The organism is Peteryoungia algae, from assembly GCF_030369675.1.
Classification (GTDB): Bacteria; Pseudomonadota; Alphaproteobacteria; order Rhizobiales; family Rhizobiaceae; genus Allorhizobium; species Allorhizobium algae.
In genome coordinates, this window is the sequence record NZ_CP128477.1 from 2,645,773 (window position 1) to 2,665,361 (window position 19,589).

General features: G+C 58.1%; 17 protein-coding genes and 3 pseudogenes. 6 read left to right on the top strand and 14 right to left on the bottom strand.

The window, feature by feature from the left end:
* Window positions 1–45: 45 nt before the first annotated feature.
* Complete coding sequence (locus tag QTL56_RS12570; RefSeq protein ID WP_370660288.1) at window positions 46–780, bottom strand: enoyl-CoA hydratase/isomerase family protein; 735 nt, start codon at window positions 778–780, stop codon at window positions 46–48.
* 172 nt (window positions 781–952) lie between these two features.
* On the opposite strand from QTL56_RS12570, the gene QTL56_RS12575 reads away from it, so the two are divergent.
* On the top strand, window positions 953–2,563 hold the full coding sequence (locus tag QTL56_RS12575) for an AMP-binding protein (protein WP_245138056.1): 1,611 nt from the start codon (window positions 953–955) through the stop codon (window positions 2,561–2,563).
* 722 nt (window positions 2,564–3,285) lie between these two features.
* Here the strand turns inward: QTL56_RS12575 and QTL56_RS12580 are convergent.
* Entirely contained in the window at window positions 3,286–4,293 is a 1,008-nt protein-coding gene (locus QTL56_RS12580; protein WP_245138057.1) for an amino acid ABC transporter substrate-binding protein, read from the bottom strand.
* Window positions 4,294–4,389: 96 nt separating this feature from the next.
* Window positions 4,390–7,440, bottom strand: coding sequence for an aminotransferase class III-fold pyridoxal phosphate-dependent enzyme (locus tag QTL56_RS12585; RefSeq protein ID WP_245138058.1), 3,051 nt, complete (start codon window positions 7,438–7,440; stop codon window positions 4,390–4,392).
* A gap of 126 nt (window positions 7,441–7,566) precedes the next feature.
* Between QTL56_RS12585 and QTL56_RS12590 the strand changes: the two genes are divergently transcribed.
* The gene (locus QTL56_RS12590; protein WP_245138059.1) at window positions 7,567–8,001 is read left to right on the top strand and encodes an Lrp/AsnC family transcriptional regulator; all 435 of its coding nucleotides are present in this window, start codon (window positions 7,567–7,569) and stop codon (window positions 7,999–8,001) included.
* Between the two features lie 132 nt (window positions 8,002–8,133).
* Here the strand turns inward: QTL56_RS12590 and QTL56_RS12595 are convergent, their stop codons facing one another.
* Complete coding sequence (locus QTL56_RS12595) at window positions 8,134–8,418, bottom strand: ATP-binding cassette domain-containing protein (RefSeq protein WP_245138060.1); 285 nt, start codon at window positions 8,416–8,418, stop codon at window positions 8,134–8,136.
* Window positions 8,419–8,432: 14 nt separating this feature from the next.
* On the opposite strand from QTL56_RS12595, the pseudogene QTL56_RS12600 reads away from it, so the two are divergent.
* Window positions 8,433–8,873, top strand: a pseudogene (locus QTL56_RS12600) (Mu transposase domain-containing protein); the annotation flags it as partial.
* A 93-nt stretch (window positions 8,874–8,966) separates the two neighbouring features.
* Here the strand turns inward: QTL56_RS12600 and QTL56_RS12605 are convergent.
* Genes QTL56_RS12605 through QTL56_RS12615 form a run of 3 tightly spaced genes read right to left on the bottom strand, consistent with a single transcriptional unit; the run spans window position 8,967 to window position 11,948 of the window.
* Entirely contained in the window at window positions 8,967–10,091 is a 1,125-nt protein-coding gene (locus QTL56_RS12605) for a C4-dicarboxylate TRAP transporter substrate-binding protein (RefSeq protein ID WP_245138061.1), read from the bottom strand.
* A 37-nt stretch (window positions 10,092–10,128) separates the two neighbouring features.
* The gene (locus QTL56_RS12610; protein ID WP_245138062.1) at window positions 10,129–11,439 is read right to left on the bottom strand and encodes a TRAP transporter large permease; all 1,311 of its coding nucleotides are present in this window, start codon (window positions 11,437–11,439) and stop codon (window positions 10,129–10,131) included.
* Window positions 11,436–11,948, bottom strand: a complete 513-nt coding sequence (locus QTL56_RS12615) for a TRAP transporter small permease (RefSeq protein ID WP_245138063.1) — start codon at window positions 11,946–11,948, stop codon at window positions 11,436–11,438. Before QTL56_RS12615 ends, QTL56_RS12610 begins: the two co-directional genes overlap by 4 nt.
* A 171-nt stretch (window positions 11,949–12,119) precedes the next feature.
* On the opposite strand from QTL56_RS12615, the gene QTL56_RS12620 reads away from it, so the two are divergent.
* Both QTL56_RS12620 and QTL56_RS12625 read left to right on the top strand, forming a co-directional pair.
* Window positions 12,120–12,968: a LysR family transcriptional regulator gene (locus tag QTL56_RS12620; RefSeq protein ID WP_245138064.1), complete on the top strand. Its 849-nt coding sequence runs from the start codon at window positions 12,120–12,122 to the stop codon at window positions 12,966–12,968.
* Between the two features lie 114 nt (window positions 12,969–13,082).
* Entirely contained in the window at window positions 13,083–13,844 is a 762-nt protein-coding gene (locus QTL56_RS12625; protein WP_245138065.1) for an alpha/beta hydrolase, read from the top strand.
* Window positions 13,845–14,000: 156 nt separating this feature from the next.
* Here QTL56_RS12625 and QTL56_RS12630 read toward each other — a convergent pair.
* From QTL56_RS12630 to QTL56_RS12655, 6 genes and pseudogenes are all read right to left on the bottom strand, one after another.
* Window positions 14,001–14,102: pseudogene (locus QTL56_RS12630) on the bottom strand (flagellin); the annotation flags it as partial.
* Window positions 14,103–15,006: 904 nt separating this feature from the next.
* Window positions 15,007–16,599, bottom strand: a complete 1,593-nt coding sequence (locus QTL56_RS12635) for a methyl-accepting chemotaxis protein (protein ID WP_289393189.1) — start codon at window positions 16,597–16,599, stop codon at window positions 15,007–15,009.
* Complete coding sequence (locus QTL56_RS12640) at window positions 16,596–16,895, bottom strand: hypothetical protein (RefSeq protein ID WP_229575843.1); 300 nt, start codon at window positions 16,893–16,895, stop codon at window positions 16,596–16,598. Before QTL56_RS12640 ends, QTL56_RS12635 begins: the two co-directional genes overlap by 4 nt.
* Before the next feature lie 150 nt (window positions 16,896–17,045).
* Complete coding sequence (locus tag QTL56_RS20890; protein ID WP_353958557.1) at window positions 17,046–17,342, bottom strand: CBS domain-containing protein; 297 nt, start codon at window positions 17,340–17,342, stop codon at window positions 17,046–17,048.
* On the bottom strand, window positions 17,267–17,566 hold the full coding sequence (locus QTL56_RS12650; RefSeq protein WP_289393190.1) for a flavodoxin family protein: 300 nt from the start codon (window positions 17,564–17,566) through the stop codon (window positions 17,267–17,269). Before QTL56_RS12650 ends, QTL56_RS20890 begins: the two co-directional genes overlap by 76 nt.
* A 62-nt stretch (window positions 17,567–17,628) precedes the next feature.
* Window positions 17,629–17,928, bottom strand: coding sequence for a flavodoxin family protein (locus QTL56_RS12655; protein WP_289393191.1), 300 nt, complete (start codon window positions 17,926–17,928; stop codon window positions 17,629–17,631).
* 248 nt (window positions 17,929–18,176) lie between these two features.
* Here QTL56_RS12655 and QTL56_RS12660 point away from each other — a divergent pair.
* Window positions 18,177–18,454, top strand: a pseudogene (locus tag QTL56_RS12660) (integrase core domain-containing protein); the annotation flags it as partial.
* Between the two features lie 220 nt (window positions 18,455–18,674).
* Here the strand turns inward: QTL56_RS12660 and QTL56_RS12665 are convergent.
* The gene (locus QTL56_RS12665) at window positions 18,675–19,550 is read right to left on the bottom strand and encodes a LysR substrate-binding domain-containing protein (protein ID WP_245138028.1); all 876 of its coding nucleotides are present in this window, start codon (window positions 19,548–19,550) and stop codon (window positions 18,675–18,677) included.
* Window positions 19,551–19,589 lie beyond the last annotated feature (39 nt).

Below are 19,589 nucleotides of genomic sequence, written 5' to 3' on the forward strand. Positions count from 1 at the left end.
TGCCTGATGTGCGGATGCCGCGCTCCCCCGCCCGGCTCCGTTTCGTTATCGGCTAGCACCCTCGACGATGCGCTGCGCCAGGTAGAATAGATGACCCTCGCTGGCTGCCGCCCAATTCTGGCGGGCATGGCCGTCGATGGCCGATTTCGTGACGCGAAGCGCCAGCTGAGGCACGTCGGCCAGCTCCGCCGCCCAGCGGCGAGCTGCGGCTTCTGCTGTTCCGTCCTCGACTACGCGGTCGCAAAGGCCAAGCGCCAGGGCTTCCTGCGCCTCGATTTTCTCGTCACAGAACAGGATGCGCTTGGCTCGCGTCGAGCCGACGCGCTCGACTAGCAGCGGCAGGCCGCCCCAACCAAGGGTCATGCCGAGGCGCACTTCCGGGAAGCGAAGATAGGAAGAGGCTGCCATCACGCGAAAGTCCGCGGTCAAAGCGAGAATTGCGCCACCACCAATTGCGGGTCCTTCGATGGCTGCGATGACCGGCTGCGACACCTGCAGCCAGGCGCCCGTCATGCGACCACCGGCATTCATGGCCTGCGAGCGTTCGACATCGCCGGAACCTGGCTTCCAGAGCGCTTCGTCCTTGAGATCCACGCCAGCTGCGAAGATCTTAGGCGCGCCCGTCAGGATCGCGACTGCGATATCGGCGCGCCGGCTCACTTCGACAGCCGCCGCCTCAAGGCCCCGGATGAGTTCGGCATTGAGGGCGTTCGCCTTTCCTTCCCGATCAAAACGAACCGTCGCAATCGCGTCCGCTACTGCTGTCGCCACTCCCGCCATAAGCCCTCCCCGGCCTTTTAAACACGCAGCACATCTCAGAAACTGCTTTGACATACTACCGAGTATGTTGCATATCTGATTTCAACATTGCAAGGCATTTTTTTGTCGGGCACATAGCGACTGGGGAGGAGCCCACCGCTTGTGAAAACACCCTGAGGGAGGAGACGCGGACATGACTATTGGCAAGGCTTGCGCATTGGACGCAGCCCTCGATCGCGACAGAGCGGTGCTTCGCTATATTCTGGACTTCTATGGGTCAGAGCGCCCGCAGGCCCCATTCGTGCATTTCTGGCCGGGTGACGAATGGAGCTATGGTGAGACGCTGCAGCGCGTGCGCCTCCGCGCCACGACCCTCGCCGAAACAGGCGTCAAGCGTGGCGACCACGTACTCTGCCTGATGGGCAATGGACCCGACCTTCTTTGTACCTGGTTCGCCATCAACTATCTTGGTGCGGTCTATGTGCCTATCAATACGGGCGCACGTGGCAAGATGCTGGAGCACATTCTCGCCGATGCCGACGCGCCTCTGCTCGTCGCCAGCGCCCCATTTGTCGAACGCCTTGGCGACGTGTCGCCAGGCAAGGTGAAGACGGTGTTGGTGGTGGATGGCGAGCCGCAGGCGATTGCCGGGCTGGATGTTCGCCCGCTTGTCGATCCGGAAACGGAAGATGCAGCACTGCTCGAGCTTTCCCACCCGATCGAGCCATGGGACCTCTACGCTATCATGTACACGTCCGGAACGACCGGAAACGCCAAGGGCGTGATGAGCAGCTACACGCAACTCTATACGATGGGCCCAGATGCGTTCGACTGCGTCGACGATGACGATCGCTGCATGATCTGCGGCCCGATCTTCCACTGCGGCTCTACGCTTTATGTCTACGCGATGCTGGCACGCGGCCTTTCAATCGGCATGATGCGCGAGTTCAAGACCGGTACGTTTTGGCAGGCAGTCCGCGACACCGGCTCGACCTATTGCCTGCTGCTCGGCGTCATGGCGAGCTTCCTTCTGAAGCAGCCGCCGTCAGCAAATGACAAGAACCATCCGCTTCGTCGCGCATTCATCACGCCGTTTGGTGAGGATGGCCCGCTCTTTGCCAGCAGATTTGGCGTAGACGCGTGGACGATCTACAATATGACTGAAATCTCGAGCCCCCTGGTGGCAGGCCCCGGCATCACGAACAAGGGCGTCACGGGCAAGCCTCGTCCCTGGTACGAATTGCGTTTGGTCGACGCAAACGACATCGAAGTTGCGGACGGAGAGGTCGGCGAGCTCGTCGTGCGCACCCACCGGCCTTGGGCGCTGATGCGCGGCTACTATAACAATCCTGCCGCAACAGCAGAAGCAATGCGCAACGGCTGGTTCCACACAGGCGACGGCTTCCGCCGCCAGAGCGACGGAACCTATTATTTTGTTGACCGGCTGAAGGATGTCATCCGTCGACGCGGCGAGAATATTTCTTCTTTCGCGCTGGAGAGCGAAGTGCTGAACATCCCCGCGATCCGCGAATGTGCGGCTGTCGCGGTACCCTCCGAGTTCAGCGAGGACGATGTACTGATCATCGTGACACCCGTCGAAGGGGCCACCATCGACCCAGTCGAGGTGACCAATGAACTGACAAAATCGCTACCACACTTCATGGTGCCACGCTTTGTACGCATTCTCGGCGAACTGCCGAAGACGGCCTCCGGTAAAGTGCAAAAGCACATTTTGCGGTCTCAAGGTGTCACTTCCGACACATTCGACCGTACCGCGTTGGCCACGGGCCGTGCCGGCGCCTGAATGGTAAAACCGATGCCGACAATGGTTTCTTGACTTTGGCAAGTTTGGCGGAGCTGAATGCACCAAGTCTAACGAATAAATGCTCTTGAAAGGAGTCGAACCCACGTCCTGTCTACCCGCCCCCCGAAGTAGCTGAAACTGCCACTACTGGCGTAATGAGTTCATGCTGTGGTGCGCCACCCATGCCATGAACCAGCACATGATCAAGATCTCCCGCCACGTCGCGGAAAATGCCTACGCCGTCCTCATCATGAACCAGACGGGCATCTGTCCAACAATCTCGTGGTCCCAGAAAACATCACCATAGTACCACCGCCGCCCAAATCACCCGAGCTGAACCCGGTCAAAAAAATCTGGCAGTTCGGAGGGACAATTGGCTCTCAAACCGCGTCTTCACGTCCTACGAGGATATCGTCGACCACTGCTGCTAAGCTTGGCGAACCTTACAGGATCGACCGTGGCAGATAATGTCGATCGGCCGACGCAAATGGGCGCAAGGGTTCTGATCAATGACGGTTGGTATCAGACCGGTGGCGCGGTCGCGCGCTCGTCGATGCGCTGCCTCAGCGGGGTCACTCCCTCACAATCATTCCCGAGCCCACTCGTGTCTTCGACGGGTGTGGGGTCGGAAACTCCAAACAGTGATTTTGAACCTGCAAGGTCTCGTGCGAGACATAGCCAGCTACCGCGGTAAACATCCCGCGGTAGCTGCCCAGTCTACGTCAGCGAGCGGGCGGGGCGTACATCAGGCCGCCCTCATTCCACAGGCGATTGAGGCCGCGATCAATCTTAAGCGGGCTGTCCTTGCCGAGGTGACGTTCGAAGATTTCGCCGTAGTTGCCGACGGCAGAAATCGCCTCATAGGCCCATTTCGAAGCGAGCCCCAACGTCTTGCCGGCCTCGCTCTCGATGCCGAGGAAACGCTTCTGCGCGACTGTCCCGCTCTCGGCGAGGGAAGCCGCATTCTCCTTGGTGATGCCCATTTCCTCGGCTTCGATCAGCGCAAACAGCGTCCACCGTACGATCTTGAACCACTGGTCGTCGCCCTGGCGCACGGCCGGGCCGAGCGGCTCCTTGGAGATGATCTCGGGCAACACCACGAAACGGTCAGGATCGTTGAGCGTCAGGCGCTGGGCGTAGAGCGCGGAAGCATCTGTCGAGTAGACGTCGCATCGGCCGGTGTTGAAGGCCTGGATCGTCTGGTCCGGCTTTTCGAAGGCGATGACCTCGTACTCCATCTTGTTGGCGCTGAAATAGTCGGCCATGTTCTGCTCGGTCGTCGTGCCGGTTTCTGTGCAGATGGAGGCGCCGGAGAGCTCCTTGACGCTCTTCACGCCGACCTCCTTGTTCACCATGAAGGCCTGACCGTCATAGTAGTTGACGCCAACGAAGCTCATGCCGAGATCGGTGTCGCGCGAGAGCGTCCAGGTCGTCTGACGAGAGAGAAGGTCGACTTCGCCCGATTGCAGCGCCGTGAAGCGGTCCTTGGTGGAAAGCGGCACATAGGCCACCTTGTCCGGGTTACCGAGTGTGACCGCAGCGACCGCCCGGCAGAAATCGACGTCGAAACCGCCCCAGACGCCGTTCTTGTCCGGCCCGGAAAAGCCGAGCACGCCCTGGCTGACGCCGCAGCGAACCTCGCCGCGCTCCTTGATGACATCGAAAGTGCCGGCATAGGCCGTGCCGGCGGCAAAGGCTGCGGCCGCGAGGGCCATTATGGTAGTCTTCATGGTGTTCTCCTCCTTGATTGATCCTTTTGGCATGCTTCTTCCCGGCCGGGGGATAGCGCCCCAGCTGACTGGGTTTGAAAGAATGATGTCTGGGCCTTAGCCGAGCGTCTTCTCTACGCCGGCGAAGGTTTCCTCAAGCACGGCGATCAGATGATCGGCGTCGCGCCTGGAGAAGATCATCGGCGGGCGCATCTTCAGCACGTTGTCATGCGGGCCTTCGGTGCCCATCAAGACGCCGCGGCAGCGCGCACCGTTGGAGACGGCGCGGGCGAATTCGGTGGCGGGCGCCTTGGACTTGCGGTCCGTGACAAGCTCGATGCCGATGAAGAGGCCGAGGCCGCGCACGTCACCGATTGCCTGGTAGCGCTTCTGCATGTCGCGGAAGGCGTCCATCAGGTAATTGCCGACGGCAAGCGCATTGCCGCGCAGGTCCTGGCCCTCTATGACGTCGAGCACGGCAAGGCCGACGGCGCAGGAGACCGGGTTGCCGCCGAAGGTATTGAAATATTCCATGCCGTTGTTGAAGCTGTCGGTGACTTCGCGGGTCGTAACGACGGCGGCGAGCGGATGGCCGTCGCCGATCGGTTTGCCCATGGTGACGATGTCGGGCACGACGCCCTGCGTTTCGAAAGCCCACCAATGGCTGCCGACGCGGCCGAAGCCGACCTGAACCTCATCGGCGATGCAGACGCCGCCCGCTTCGCGCACCATCCGGTAAACCTCTTTGAGATAGCCCTCCGGCAGGAAGACCTGGCCCGCGACGCTCGCGATGGATTCGGCGATGAAGAAGCCCGGACCTTCGCCCTTGGCCTTCATGGCGGCAATTTGTTCGGCGACGCTTTCGGCAAATCGCTTGCCGTGCTCCTCGATCGGCCAGTCCGACGGAGCACGATAACTGTCCGGCACGGCAGCGATATAGACATGCGGCTTGGGGCCCTTGCCGCCCTTGCGGCGGAACTTGTAGGGGCTGATGTCGATCAGCTCCTGCGTCGTGCCGTGATAAGACCAGTCGAGCGTAATGGCGTTTTCGCGGCCGGTATGGGCGCGCATCATGCGCAACGCCAGGCTGTTGGCTTCCGAGCCGCTGTTAACGAAGCCGGCGACCGTCAGCTCCTTCGGCAGCGTCGCCGTGAGTCGCTCGGCATAGGCGACGATGTTATCGTGCAGGTAGCGCGTGTTGGTGTTGAGCGTCGCCGCCTGCCGGGCCATCGCCTCTACTACGGCGGGATGGGCATGGCCGATGTGGCAGACATTGTTGAAGCAGTCGAGATAGGCCCGGCCGCTGTCATCGATCAGCCAGACGCCTTCGCCGCGGACGAACTTGATCGGCTTGTCGTAGGAGATCGAGAGGTTCGGCAGGAGCAGCTCGCGCCGCATCTTGACGATCTCCTCATGCGAGCGACCCTGGCGTTTGTAAAACTCCTTAGTGATGCCGGCGAAGGTGCGGGCATCGGGAAAGAGTTCCGCCCAGACGTCGAGATAGCGCGGCTCGCCGACGCCAAGGATTTCGGTGGCAGAAAGCGTAGTGTCGGTGGAGATCTGTAGGTGGAGATGAGGCGCCCAACCGCCGTTTTCCTTCGGCGCGCCCATTTCGCCGACCAGCGCGCCAGCTTCCAACCGGTCGCCGGCCTTCAGGCGGTTGACGGCTTCATGGGCGAGATGGCCCCACAGCGAGATGAAGGGCGGGCAGCCCTCGGGCTCGTGGCGCAGTGCGATCAGGCAGCCATAACCGAGTGGATCCCTCTCGACCTCGACGCTGACGACAGTCGCGGCAAGCGGCGTGAAGACCCTAGTGCCGGCGGCTTGGAAGAGATCGAAGCCGAGATGGTGCGTGCGGCGCGCGCCTTCGATGAAGCGGGAGACGAACATCTCGCCGGCATAGACGGTACGTTCCTCGGCGAAGGGGCCGATGCCGAGCTCGACGCCGGTCTCGCGGCAATAGGCCTCCCAGATTGCTTGCGCCTCGTCCGGCCGCTCGGCGGCGGAGGCGATCGTCATCGGATGGACGGGGTCCGCAAAAGGCACGAGCGCGGCGGGATAGGTCGCCGCGGGCTTTTCGAGGAGGGGCGCGAGCGACTTGCGGTTTGTCTCGATCCAGTCGATGACCGCGCGGGCGCCGGGCACGGCCTCGAAGCCGCAGGCCTTGCGCAGGATGGCGGTAGCGAAGCGCGGGTTCATGCGGTCGAGCTTGCGCAGCAGCGTCCAGGCCGGGCGCTCGCTGATCGTGAGATACGGATTGTCCTCAGCGTTGACACGGCGCGAGGCGGAGATGGTCACCGATGTGATGAGGCGCATCGAGATGAGGTCGAAGAGGAGATCGACTTCCTCTTCAAGCAGCGGATACTCGGCGTGGAAGCCCCTGATGATGGCAGCGGTGGCGCCGATCGGGTCGGCATGATTGAGACCGGCATAAGCGGCGGCGATCGCCACCTCCGCGATAACCGGCGTGTGCAGCGCATCGCCGAAATCGATCAGGCCGCAGATGCGGTCGTGGTCGGCGTCATCAACCAGCACGTTCCAATCGTTGGCGTCATTGTGGATGACGGCGGCACGCAACGTCGGAAGGCGCGACGCGACGGTGGTGAAGCGCTTGAGGAAGCGTTCGACGAGGGCGCGGTCTTCGGCATTTGCTACATGCGAAAGGCGGCCCGCCGAGCGGGCAGCAGTGCGGATGTCCCAGTCGAGATCGCGCAGCGCGCCGGGATGCATGAAGCCCTTCAGGGCGGCGTCGAAGCGACCGAGCATGCGGCCGAGGGATTCGAGCGCGGCTTCACTGCGGTCCGTCTTGGCGAGCGGCTCGCCCTTGACCCAGCTGACAAGGCGGATGCGGTGCGCGGCGCCGTGAGTATTGGTGATGCTGACCAAGCTTTCGCCTGACAGCGTTGGGCGGATATGCGGCACCGGCAGATCGCCGGCATGGGTGGCGAGATGGGCGAGGAGTGCAGTCTGGAAATCGCTTTCCACCGCCGGCTCGGCTGCATTGACGATCTTGAGGATGAAGGTCCCCTCGGCCGATTCCACCTTGAAATTCTGGTCTCGTTCGCTAGCGAGCGGCGAGACCTTGCCAGCAAGACCATAATGTTCCTTAAGCAGGTCGACTGCGGCTTCGAGGGTAAAATTCGGGCTCGTCTTTAGTATGTCGTTCATGGCAATCCTCTTCTCGATACGAAGATTTGCATGGACGGCCCTTTGACGCACCCGGCATTATGCCGGTTGTGCCAGCACTGTGTATGTAATAACCGTCATCTTGTCGGCGTGGCGGAGAGGAACATTATGCAGGGCACGGACAGCATCGACCGGATGATCCTCAGCATCCTCACCAAGGAAGCCCGCATCCCCATGAAGTCGCTTGCCGGGCGCATAGGGCTGTCCCGCAGTGCGACGACGGAGCGCGTCACGCGACTGGAAAAGGCGGGTATCATTCGGGGCTACCGCGCTGATATCGGCCAGCTCGACGACGGCCAGATCCAGGCCTTCCTGCTGGTGACGCTGAAGCGCACGCCTTCGCTCGGCGTGCTGGACCGGCTGGCCGGCTTCGCCGCTGTGCGCAAGGTGTCTTCGGTAAGCGGCCAGCTCGACCTCGTCGTGGAGGTTGAGGTCAGATCTATCAACGCGCTGAACGAACTGCGGAACGAAGTCTCAGCGATGGATAGTGTAGATGACTTGACGAGCTTGATTGTACTACGGCGAGAGATAGAACGGAGCTAAAGTAGGCTATACGTTTGAGTGCAATCCGCTAGTGCTGATGGCCGTGAGACGATCGAGGCGCGGAACCAGCCAGTCATCGTGATCACGGCTCAGACACTTCAGCGTCCGACACTTGAGCTTGGGGTTCAGAACTCATCGCCCAATTGAGCGACCTTCAATCGGCGATGGCTCGCCAGGAAGAGCGGTACTCGTATAGTCGGCTTGCATGTCTCCGGCGCGCAACTGTTCGCGGGTCAGTGTTTCCACGGACGAGGCGTTCTGCATTACAATCAGCCGGTCGCACAGATAGGAAATTACCGCGAGATCGTGGCTGACGATACCGATGGTAAGGTCCAGTGCCCGTCGCAACCAATTGAGCAGGTTTAGGATTTTCGCCTGTACGCAAACATCGAGCGCGGAAGTCGGCTCATCGAGCATGAGGAACGGAAGGCATCATCTACAACCGTGCTCTCATCGACCTCGCCCGCCACTACGGATTCCATCCTAAGGTGTGCAAAGCCTATCGAGCCAAGACAAAAGGCAAGGTCGAGCGGCCGTTTCGGTACATCCGCGAAGACTTCTTCCTCGCTCGTTCGTTCCGCAATCTCTGCGACATGAACGCTCAGCTCCGGCATTGGCTCGACACCGTCGCCAATCCAAGGAAGCACGCGACGACCCAGCGTGTTGTTAACGAGGCCTTTGCCGAGGAGCGGCCGTATCTGCGGCCGCTACCCCTGGCACCGTTCAAATCCGTTCTGAAGCTGGAGCGCCGCATATCGCGGGAAGGCATGGTCAGCGTCGGCGGCATTACCTACAGCGTTCCGGATGCCACACGCAGTCGCATGGTTGAGGTCCACTCTCTCGCCGACGAAGTCCGCATCTTCGAGAACGGACCTGGCCGTCGGTCAGGGGAAGTTGTTTTAATTTGGGGGACGGCGGCCCGAAATCCGGGCCGCCTCCGAGAATGGTCTCCAGATCAGTTTTCATCAATCCAGCCCGTAAGTGGCCTCGTCAATCTTGTCGTAAATTTCTGATCGAGCGAGTGCGGCGAGAGCTTCCACGTCCTTGGTGTCAACCTTGGCAAGCAGGACATCCCATTTATCGACCAGAGCCTTGAAGGATGCGATAATTGCTGCCGGGTCTGTGACGCCTCGCTCCTTGGCGTTCGCAATCAACACTGCCTCATCAGCAGCGACAAATGCAGCCAGTGCATTCTTCAGCGTGTCATCAGCTTCGACAACGATCATGCCACCTTCCTTCGCAGACTGAACCGCAGCCTCAACGTCCTTATCGAACTCAACCCTGTGCTGCCCCAGATAATATGCCATCTGGTTGAACAGCACGCGCCGGTTTTCAGGCGAGAGAGATTGCCAGAACGCGGCGTTATACCCCCACTCGAACCCGGCGTAATAGTTACCAATCGCCAGCGTGTTCATGTGGGTGACAACATCCTTCAAGCTGAAGCTGTCAAGGGCATCCGCTGCTGCTACAGCGCAATCAAGGGACCCCGCATCAAGGCCCGTGTACATTTCGCTGGAAGGGATGGAGAGCGGCACGGCTTGGACATACTCCGCGAACCGCGACCATGCGCCTCCCGCCATCCTCAGACGTTTCCCCTTGATGTCTTCAATGGTCTGGATCGATGTGTTGCACTGCATAAAATATTCCGAGGTGGAATAGCCGCCGCCGTAAACCACGCCGTTTGCCTTCCATTCGGCCAATTGTTCGGGGTTGGTCAGTCCAAACTCTGTCGAGGCAAAGGCCATGACTAGCGGGTCGGTGTTGTAGAATGCCATATCGCCGACCAGATTGGCGATCGGCAGCTCAGACGGGGTATAGGTGCCAGCATGGTAGGTCACTTGGGCCACGCCGTCGCGAACTCCTTGCAGAGAAGCGGCAGGCGGCAAGAGAGAACCTGCGGAGAATACTGTGAAGTTAACTTCGCCGTTCGTCTCTTCGGCAACCCGTTTCGCAAAGTCCACATAAGGGCCGCGAACCATTGAATGGCGCTCGGCAAAGAAATGGTTCGCATTGTAATTTTCGGCCGACGCCGTCGATGTCATCGTGATGAATACGATGGCGGTAGATTTCAGAATAAACGTGGTCTTCATGGTCTTCCTCCCTTGGAATGTGCAGATAGTCTTGTGTTCAGCCTGCCATCAGCGACGGCAGGAAGAGGCTCAGCGCCGGAAAAGCGATAAGAAGGATCAGGGTCAGAACGTCCATCGCGATGAACCAAGTTGTCCCTGAAATTATGTCACCCAATTTCACCCTGCCCGACAGCGCACTGTGCAAGACGTAAAGGTTGAGCCCGACCGGCGGTGTGACCAGCCCGATTTCAAGCAGTTTGATCGTGATAATGCCGAACCAGACCAGATTGATGTTCGCGCTTTCCAGCACGGGCAACAAAACGGGCAGAGTCAAAAGCATCAGGCCAATCGAGTCGATAACCATACCCAAAATAATGAACAGCAAGGCCACCATGACAATGATTATGATTTGATTGTCCGAAACCGACAACATAGCGTCGGTCAGCGAGCCCGGAACTCCTGACAAACCCATGAAACGGGTAAACATGATCGCGCCAATCGACAGGAAAAAGATGGATGACGTAGCCACCACAGTTTGGCGGATAGCAGAAAGCATAGCTTCCCAAGTCAGACTGCGCCGGAAAACAGCGATCAGGATCGCCAATGAGGCACCAACGGCGCCCGCCTCTGTCGGGGTAAAGAACCCGCCAAAGATCCCGCCCAGCACGCCCATGATCAGCACAGGGAAAGGCCAGACTGACCAGACAAGGGTCCAGATGCGTGATACGTCAAGGACTTCAATACTGGCCGGCGCCAGACGAGGCGAAATGCTGCACCGAACTGTGATCATGCCCATATATATCAAGGCAGAAACTATGCCCGGAATCACACCTGCAATGAACAGTTGCCCAATCGATTGCTCGGTAAAGATTCCATAAAGTACCATAAGGATTGATGGCGGAATAAGCGACCCAAGAGTGCCCGAGGCGGCCACGACGCCGGTCGCCAGCGACGGGTGGTAATTTGCACGCAACATTTCCGGAACGGCGATACGCGACATTGCCGCCGTCGTTGCAATGCTGGAGCCAGAGGCCGCAGCAAACAAACCACAGGCCCCCACACTGGCCGAAGCAAGGCCTCCCGGAACGCGCGCGAGCATCAGCTTTAGAAGATCGAAGGCGCCTGTAGTCAGGCCCGTATTTGCGGCGACGAAGCCCATCAAAAGGAACATCGGAATAGCCGTAAGTGACCAGTCGCCAATGAAAGTGAAGGGCAGTGCACTGATGATTCCGAATGCGGCTGTCATGTTCAGCATGACCGAGATGCCAACAAAGGAAACAATCATCAACGCGACGCCAATCGACATGCGCAACATAAGCATACCGAAGAGACAGACGACCCCGATCCAGCCAATAGCTAATGTGCTCATACGGCGGAATCCATTTCATGCAGTTTGGTGACAGGACGGCCGCGCAAAAGCATAACGGCCCGCATGACCGCAGCGACGGCGGCCAACCCAAAACCCAGAGGCAACAGGCAGCGGGCTGGCCAGACGATGATCTCGCGGCTGCCCATGACGACTTCGCCGACTTTGAAGGCACGAACAGCGTCCAGTCCCGTCCGCCATGTCATGATCGACAGCATCCCCGCTGTAGCGACAAACGTGATCATTAAGCTGACCCGCTTCAGCCAGTTCGGAAAATGATTGAACAATAGATCTACGCTGATCTGCTCATCGTCGTATTCGACCAAAGCCATCGGCAACAGGACGATAGCGACCATATAGTAGTAGGATGAGATCTCGACCGTGCCTTGGATAGGAGCATTCCAGAACACCTTCAGGACAACGTCCAGCGTGATGTTGAGCATCATCAAGATGACCCCCAGGCCACCCACGAGCATAAGCCCTTGGGTCAGTTTGCGAAATGCACGATCCATAATCCCTCCCTGCGCAGAACCCACTCCTGAACGTCCGCACGCGTCCAAAATATTTCGCACAGATCACCTCACTTCAAATCGTAAAGCTTGATCGGGTGATCGCGCTTCGTTATCAGCATTTGACTTTGAGAGGAGATGGCAATGGGGCCAACCCGCATAGGGATCCGTCACTTGCGCTACACGATTGCAGTGGCAGATGCAGGGGGCTTCCGCGCTGCGGCAGAAGTTCTGAACATTGCGCAGCCTGCTGTCAGCAAGACCGTACAGGATACTGAACATGACCTCGGCTTTGAGATCTTTCAACGCGGAGGCAGTGTTTTTGAAATCACCGAAGCCGGACGGGTTTTTCTCGATGATGCACGACTGACACTCGCGACCTTTGAGCGAACTATCCGTGCATCCCGCCAAAATGATCTCGGTGCGCGCGGCCACATCATTGTCGGATACTCTGCACTAGCAACGTCGTCGCAGATCTCGGCCGGATTGGACAAGTTTCACAAACGCTGTCCTGGATGCCAGGTTGAGATGCACGTCATGTCGACAGATACCATGATGCGCAATTTGAAAACCGGTGAGATCGACATCGGCTTTCTTTTGTCTCATGGCAGCGTGCACGATCCAGAGGTGACTCAGATACCAGTCTGGTCGACGCAGATCGGGGCAGTCGTGCCGCGTTCAGTTGCCGAAGTATCCCTGAAAAGCCTCCGCATGGCAAATTTTGTCCTTGGCGTCAGGGAAAACTGGCGTTCGTTTCGCGCGCTTCTCGATGAAGCTTTCGTTGCACCTGGGCTGAGGCCAACCATTGTTGACGAGGCCTGGGATGTTCAAGTCATATTTCAACGTGTGGCAGAGGGCCGTGGGCTATCATTTTTCCCGATCAGTGCAGCGGACAGCCTACCTGCGGCGCTCAAAATCCTGCCGGTGGCTGAGTGGGCTCCTAAACTGACCATTGCAATGGCATGGAGCAATCTTGTGGATACCAGACTGCTGCGCGCCTTTCGGGAGAGTTATATCCAATAGGCCTAAATGCGTGATCCAATTTTGGTATCAACTGATCGCACAACCCTATTTGAGCTTCCTCCCAATCTTCAGCTTTATGCCGCAAACTGGAAGATCAATTGATACGAGTGTGTGATGGACTGCGATAACGATCCGAACCCGTATTTTATTCACGGATCTAGCATCGGCCTAATCTTGCTGCATGGCTTCACAAGCACACCGCAAAGCGTTGCCTACGTAGGCCGACAGATCCATGCGGCTACCGGAGCCACGGTCAGTGTCCCTCTGCTTGCGGGGCACGGAGAGACCCCAGAGGCATTGGCATTGACGAGCTATCATGACTGGCTCGGCTCGGCGAAGAAGGAACTCGATCGTATACGGGCAGAATGTGATTTGATCGTCATTGCGGGGTTATCGCTTGGAGGAACAATTGCACTCAACCTGTCTATTCGCTTCCCCGATCTTGTTGACCGGGTTATTAGCATCAACGGATCGACCGGCCTATACAGACCGGATCAGGTAGTCGGACTGTTCAACCCAGGGGTCGACGGATTTCACCGGGGCATAGGCTCCGACATAAAGCACCCGACACGACGCGAAACCTGCTATGATAAAATCCCGCTGGCAACAATGCGCGAGCGGTTTGTTCTAACTTGTGCCACCGGCATCATACTGCCTGAACTGAAACAGCCTATACTTGTGTTTCAGTCCCGGGAAGATCACGTCGTAGCGCCCGAGAACGGAGCCCGTATCGTCCGGGATGTTGGCTCGTCGGACGTTCGTTTGCAGTGGCTCGACCAATCTTATCACGTGGCGACCCTTGACAACGACCGAGACCAGATTGTGCAGCAGTGCTCTGATTTCATTACAGAGTTGTTTAGCTCACCAACCGGATAGAGCTGGCTCGAGAAATCTGCACTGGGGGATAAGTGCGATCGCCCCCCCCCCAAGCCGCACGCGTTTCCGGCATCCACATCGGAAAGTACCTCATCAAGGTCTATGCGGTTGCGGGCCTGCCGAGCTCATCGTTCCCGCCCGCTACGTACGGGTTGAACCGGAAGACACACGGGCATGGGTGTCCTCCATATTCGTGTCGATCGAGCGCAGGGTCTGAAGTGCAGCCATTGCTGCGATATTTGTTAGAATGCTGGTCACGATCGTGTCTGAACTGATGGGGTGGATGCCCCCTCCGGCCGGCATCGGAGTATGATGCCTGCCCAGCGCCATGGTGGCGCTCATGGAGGAAAGGCAGATGACACAGGTGCATATCCTTGCGATCGACCTTGCAAAGCGGAGCTTCCAGGTCTGTGGGACGGATCGCGGCGGTGCGGGTGTGGATGCCCCCGGTTTGGCAAGAAGAATTTTCTGACGCCTGTCTGCGGACGAGGAATTCTATCGGTCGTGTGTCAGGCCTCATAATGTGGCCTGAAGTAGCCACGGGCCGGGATGCAGTCCGAAGAACAGGGTCCACATCGGTTCAGAGAGCTTGATTGGCTCGAGCCCCGGGACTGGCTTACCCCATTCTGAACATTGAAGTCCTTTCCGCATCGTTCCGTCATTCGATCTTCTCACCGGGGCTCATCACCCCAGGCATTTCCGCATTGCCGCCCAAGGCAGGTAGCGGATCACGCCATCCTGTAATTCTGCTCCCTTGTCATCATCGCCCATATAATGCGCGCCATCTTGTTAGCTTGAGCGCATTAAGCGCGATGACCGCCACCCTGAAATTTATCGTATATTCACAGAAGACGATGCTCCGCTTTGTCCCATCAACGTAAATGCCGCATTGGCTTAAACCACTGGCGATCTTCATCCATGAGTGGGACCAGAGAAGTTGGACATTTAAAGATAGATGCTGCTGCTTCCACGATGTCATAAAATGCCGCAGTCTTTGGTATTCCCAAGATCTGGAGATCACCGAGAGCCGCGATACGTCTTCCATCCGATCACGATCAATATCGATCACCTCGTCGTTAGAATGCATTCTCGCTTGTGAGCCGGTGCCTCAATAAACAATACGCGTTCTTTTTCTCAATGAAATCAATAGGTAACTTGGACGTCAAGCCGCATGTAGACTGCGTCCTCGATGACCTGCGCCCACTTGGAACTGAGCCATCAGCTGATCGAGGGTCGTTGCCTCCTGGACGAATTGCTGGATTGCCGCGCTCGATTCTTCAACCATTGCCGCATTCTGCTGGGTGTTCCTGTCAATGTGGCCAATGGCTGAGTCGATTTCGGCCAGCCCCTGTGCCTGGCTCTTCGCACCATCGATGATCTTGCAGATCTCCCGGCTGATCGCCTGAACCTCCGTCGAAATCGTGCTCAGCGCCTCGCCCGCCTGGTCGACCAGCGACACACCGTGGCGGACTTCCTCGCCCGAGGTGTTGATCAGGGCCTTGATCTCCTTGGCGGCATTGGCCGAGCGCTGCGCGAGCTCGCGGACTTCCTGGGCGACGACTGCGAAACCCTTGCCGGCTTCACCGGCGCGGGCTGCTTCGACGCCGGCGTTGAGCGCGAGCAGGTTCGTCTGGAAGGCGATTTCGTCGATGACGCCGATGATGTTGGAGATCGACTGCGACGACTGCTCGATGCGGCTCATGGCGGAGACGGCATCAGTAACGATGGTTCCGGAGCGCTCTGCACCCGTTCTTGCCTGGTTGACCAGCTTGCCGACCGAATCGGCAACGGATGCCGTCTCCTTGACGGTCGACATCACGCTGGACAATGCGCTTGCGGTCTCTTCGACGGAAACCGCCTGGCGTTCGCTGCGCGCTGACAGGTCGTTGTTGGCGTGGTCGATCTGACCGGCACCATTCCGCAGCACAGTGGCGACCTGGCCAACCTGGGACACGACGACTTCGAGTTTCTGGACAGAAGCGTTGAAGGAGGTCCGCAGTTCATCGAGCGGGCCGGAGAAATTGCCGTCGATACGGCACGACAGATCGCCATCTGCCAGCTTCTGCAATGATTTCGCCAGTTCGGCCACGGCGTAGTCGATTGCTTCGGCTTCCCGCGCCTTCTCCGCTTCCCGTTTGGAGCGTTCAGCCTCGGCAGCCGCATCCGTGCGTCGGGCACGATCGGCCATCTCAACCGCCTCGCGCTCGGCGGCAACCGCCTCGGCAACCGCCTTGTCCGAGACATCGAAGGCTTTGACGACGGCCGATGTCAGGGCGATCAGAACCACGCTCTGCACGATCAGCACGACGGCATGCAGAATGACGCGTGAGAAATCGGAATCGCCCGGGAACACGGCCAAGGGCATAGCGACATAAAGCAGGAGATGGTGGACCGCGACGAGGGCGGCATAGCCGATGATGGCCCGCCAATCGATCCAGGCTGCGCAGATTGCCAGGCTTGCGAAGAAATACATGTGCAGGTCGATCTGCAGCGGCGATCCCTGGAACGCGAAAACGAGGATGGCAACGGTTGCTGCATTGGCCATCGAGGTTACCATACGGGTGGTCGCGCCAGTGCGATCCCGGCTCCACAGCAAGGTGGCCGGCAGCAACAGCATGACGGTGCCGAGGATCATCGTCCAGTCGGCACCTTCCTCGCGAAAGAGGTTGCGGATCACGATCAGGGCAAAGTTGGTCCAGAGCAGTCCGACGATGCCGCAAGAGACCCTGTCTCTGAGCTTCTCAAGTTCGTTCATGTGTTCATTCCTTGCAGGCAACCAAGTGCCAGATCATGGTTGATGACGAGCAACGCGCCCGCGTCGAGTAGCCGCTCCGCGAAATCGGGAGCCTGCGAGTAGGCGACCGACATCCAGGGGACGCTTCCGGCCCAAACAAAAGCGCCGTCTGCCCGGTCGATGACGGCCATTGAACCAGCCGCTTGCGCAGTGGGTGAGGTTACGACGAGCACGAAGGGGCCGGACGGCCTTGCCGCAATGACAGCGACGACGGCGACCGCCAGCGAGAAGTAGACTGCGGAAATAAGGAACTTCATGGGCCTATGGATGTTCGCCGGGCGAAGGCTCCAGCGAAAGCCACACGCCCGGCATGCAATCAGACAGTTGGATAAACCATGAACATTTCTAATATATGCTTAATTGAACGGTGGACGTCTCTGGCTTTTTTGGAGAAATTCCAGCCTCGATTAAACGCTTTCTCGAGCGAGCCCGCGGGCCATCGCGGCGATGAGGTCGGTTCTGATGACGATACCGATGAGTTTGCCGTTTTCCAGAATGGGCACGGCCTCAACATCTGTATCACCCATCAACGGCAACAACGCTCCGAGCGGTGTGGTCGCAATAGCGCGAGGGACTTTGACACTCATGATGTCGATTGCGAGGACTGGCTTATCCCTTTCGGGATCGATCAGCCTTCGCAGAGCGGGGATGAGACCTCGATCGAGACGAAGCGCGTCTTCTCTTGCGCGGCTGATGAGATGCATCTGGAAGATAATCCCGAGAAACCACTACTTCTCATCAACGCGGGGCCGGCCTCGCCGATCCAACCGCAATCGGCCTGAGGGGGAATGGTGAAGCCAAGATGCGACAGCGCGTAGCTAATGGCCATGGCGGCGTGCTTGATTCCGTCTTCATTCCCGGTGATGACGCTGCCTGCCACCTTGCGATAGTAGATCGACTGTCCCTTAGTGTTGAGCAGGCCTGACATGCCATAGAGCCGCTCGATCGGTACACGGCAGACCGAGCTTTCTTCCCAGCAAAGCGGCGTGCCTACAACCAGGATGTCCCGACCTTGACCTTGGCCCAGAGTTCAGGACAGTCGTCGCGATCCCAGCCATGTTCCGTCACATCGGACTGTACCCCTGGCGGAATGGTATAGTCGAGCATGTGGACGTGCTGAACCGCAACACCTGCGCTCCGCATGATGTCGGCAGATGCGCCGAGCGGCAGCCGCGTGTGACTGTCGTCCGACTGGCGCTTTAAAAATGTGTTAGCGAATAGCACCGATAGAATAGAGAAGTCGTTCGCATTCACGGCGCGCACTTGGGACTGGTTTGCATTCTTGGGCATTGTATTTCCCTCCTAATTTCCAACTGCGCAACACAGAGAGCACATAAAATTAATTCCGTCACCTTGAGACGGGGTGTACAATTGGCTGCCTCAGATCGTGTTGAAAAATACTACCGCGATGTAAATTCGCGGCGTATAAAGTTTTCCATCATCGAAGTGTGACTTGCTGCGGCCAGCGCTATATTAGGGACAATCTCATGTCCGTACTTTTCAAAGTGAACATCGAGACACGCAAACCGATACTGAACGAAAGCTTCAGCGGCCGCGTGCGTGATGAGCTACTCAATTAAAGCGTGTTCATCGGTTCTGATCACGCCCGCAACGCCATCGCCTAATTGGCCAACGGCTAGAGCACCTTCCTGCCGCACTTGTTGCTCGGATACCAGACCCCGGCAGCCTATGCTCGGACAATCGCCGCAACCGGCTCCAACGCTGCGCAATGTGAAACCTACGCGCTTCCCCCGGTCGCTCCCAGCGCGCCATTTGGCGTATCAAAACCGCCGAGGCTCTAATTTTCGCTGGGTGAAACTTCAGTCGCAGGGTACTTGCGCTGCAGAAGAAACTGCCTGACCTAGACGCTGACCACGCAAGCAACCTCGGAACCGCATCAGGCTCAAGGCATGCCGCATAATCGGTCATCAGATGAGGCGCAACCCGCAACAACCCATGCCAGAAACGCTTCCGAAAGGCTCTTGCGCTCGCCGCAACCGTCAGCTTCTGGTTCTGAGAATCATTGAGTCTGGGGCCTACCGCGCCGTGAACGTATCCAAGCACCAGTACCAAAATGCGTCGATGCTGCGGGGCATATGCCATCTCTTCTTTCTAATTAGATAGTAGCCTGCGTCAGGCTCGTATCCTGCCGGTCCAACCTCAATGAGGCGACCATCCGTCAGCTCACTTTGAACGAAAGATCTGCTGACAATCGCTAAACCTTGGCCCGCCGAAGCCGCATCAAGCGCTAGAGATATTTGATTAAAACGTGGCCCGGGCAATTTAGCGTCTGTTCTGAAGTATGCATTCCAATGAGTATAGGAATCGTGCAACAAAGGCAGTGTACGAATGAGCTCAGGCGCTAAAGGTAACGTCAATCCTTTTATGACATTCGGCCCTCCGACAAGTATCAAATCTTGATTGAACAGTAATTTTGCTTCCTGGTTCGCCGGAAATGGTGGTCGCGTTTCCCGGATAACAATATCGACCTGATCGCGGTCAAAATCTGTGACGGCAACAGTCGCGATGGTACGGATTTCAATTCCAGGGAGCGCGGAGTTGAGCGATTGTAGATTGGGAATTAGCAGTTTCGTTGCAAAAGTTGGGGTCACGCTGATGGTCAGAAACTTGCCGCCCTCGCGGATCTGCTCTGTCGCCTCGTGCATGATCATAAAGGCTCTCTGGATTTCCGCATAATATGCGGAACCATCGGGTGTCAAAGCCACCCCTCGTGGCAAGCGAGTGAATAGGGAAAGGCCGATATGCCCTTCTAGAAGCTTTATTTGCTGGGCAACTGCGCCCTGCGTAACACCGAGCTCCTCGGCAGCAGCTCTGAAATTCAGGCGACGGCCAGCGACCGAAAATGTGCGCAAAGCATTCATCGGCGGCAGATCTTGAGGCGTTTTTGGCATCTGGAGCCTATAGTTTTTCTAACCTCTAGTATGTTTCGA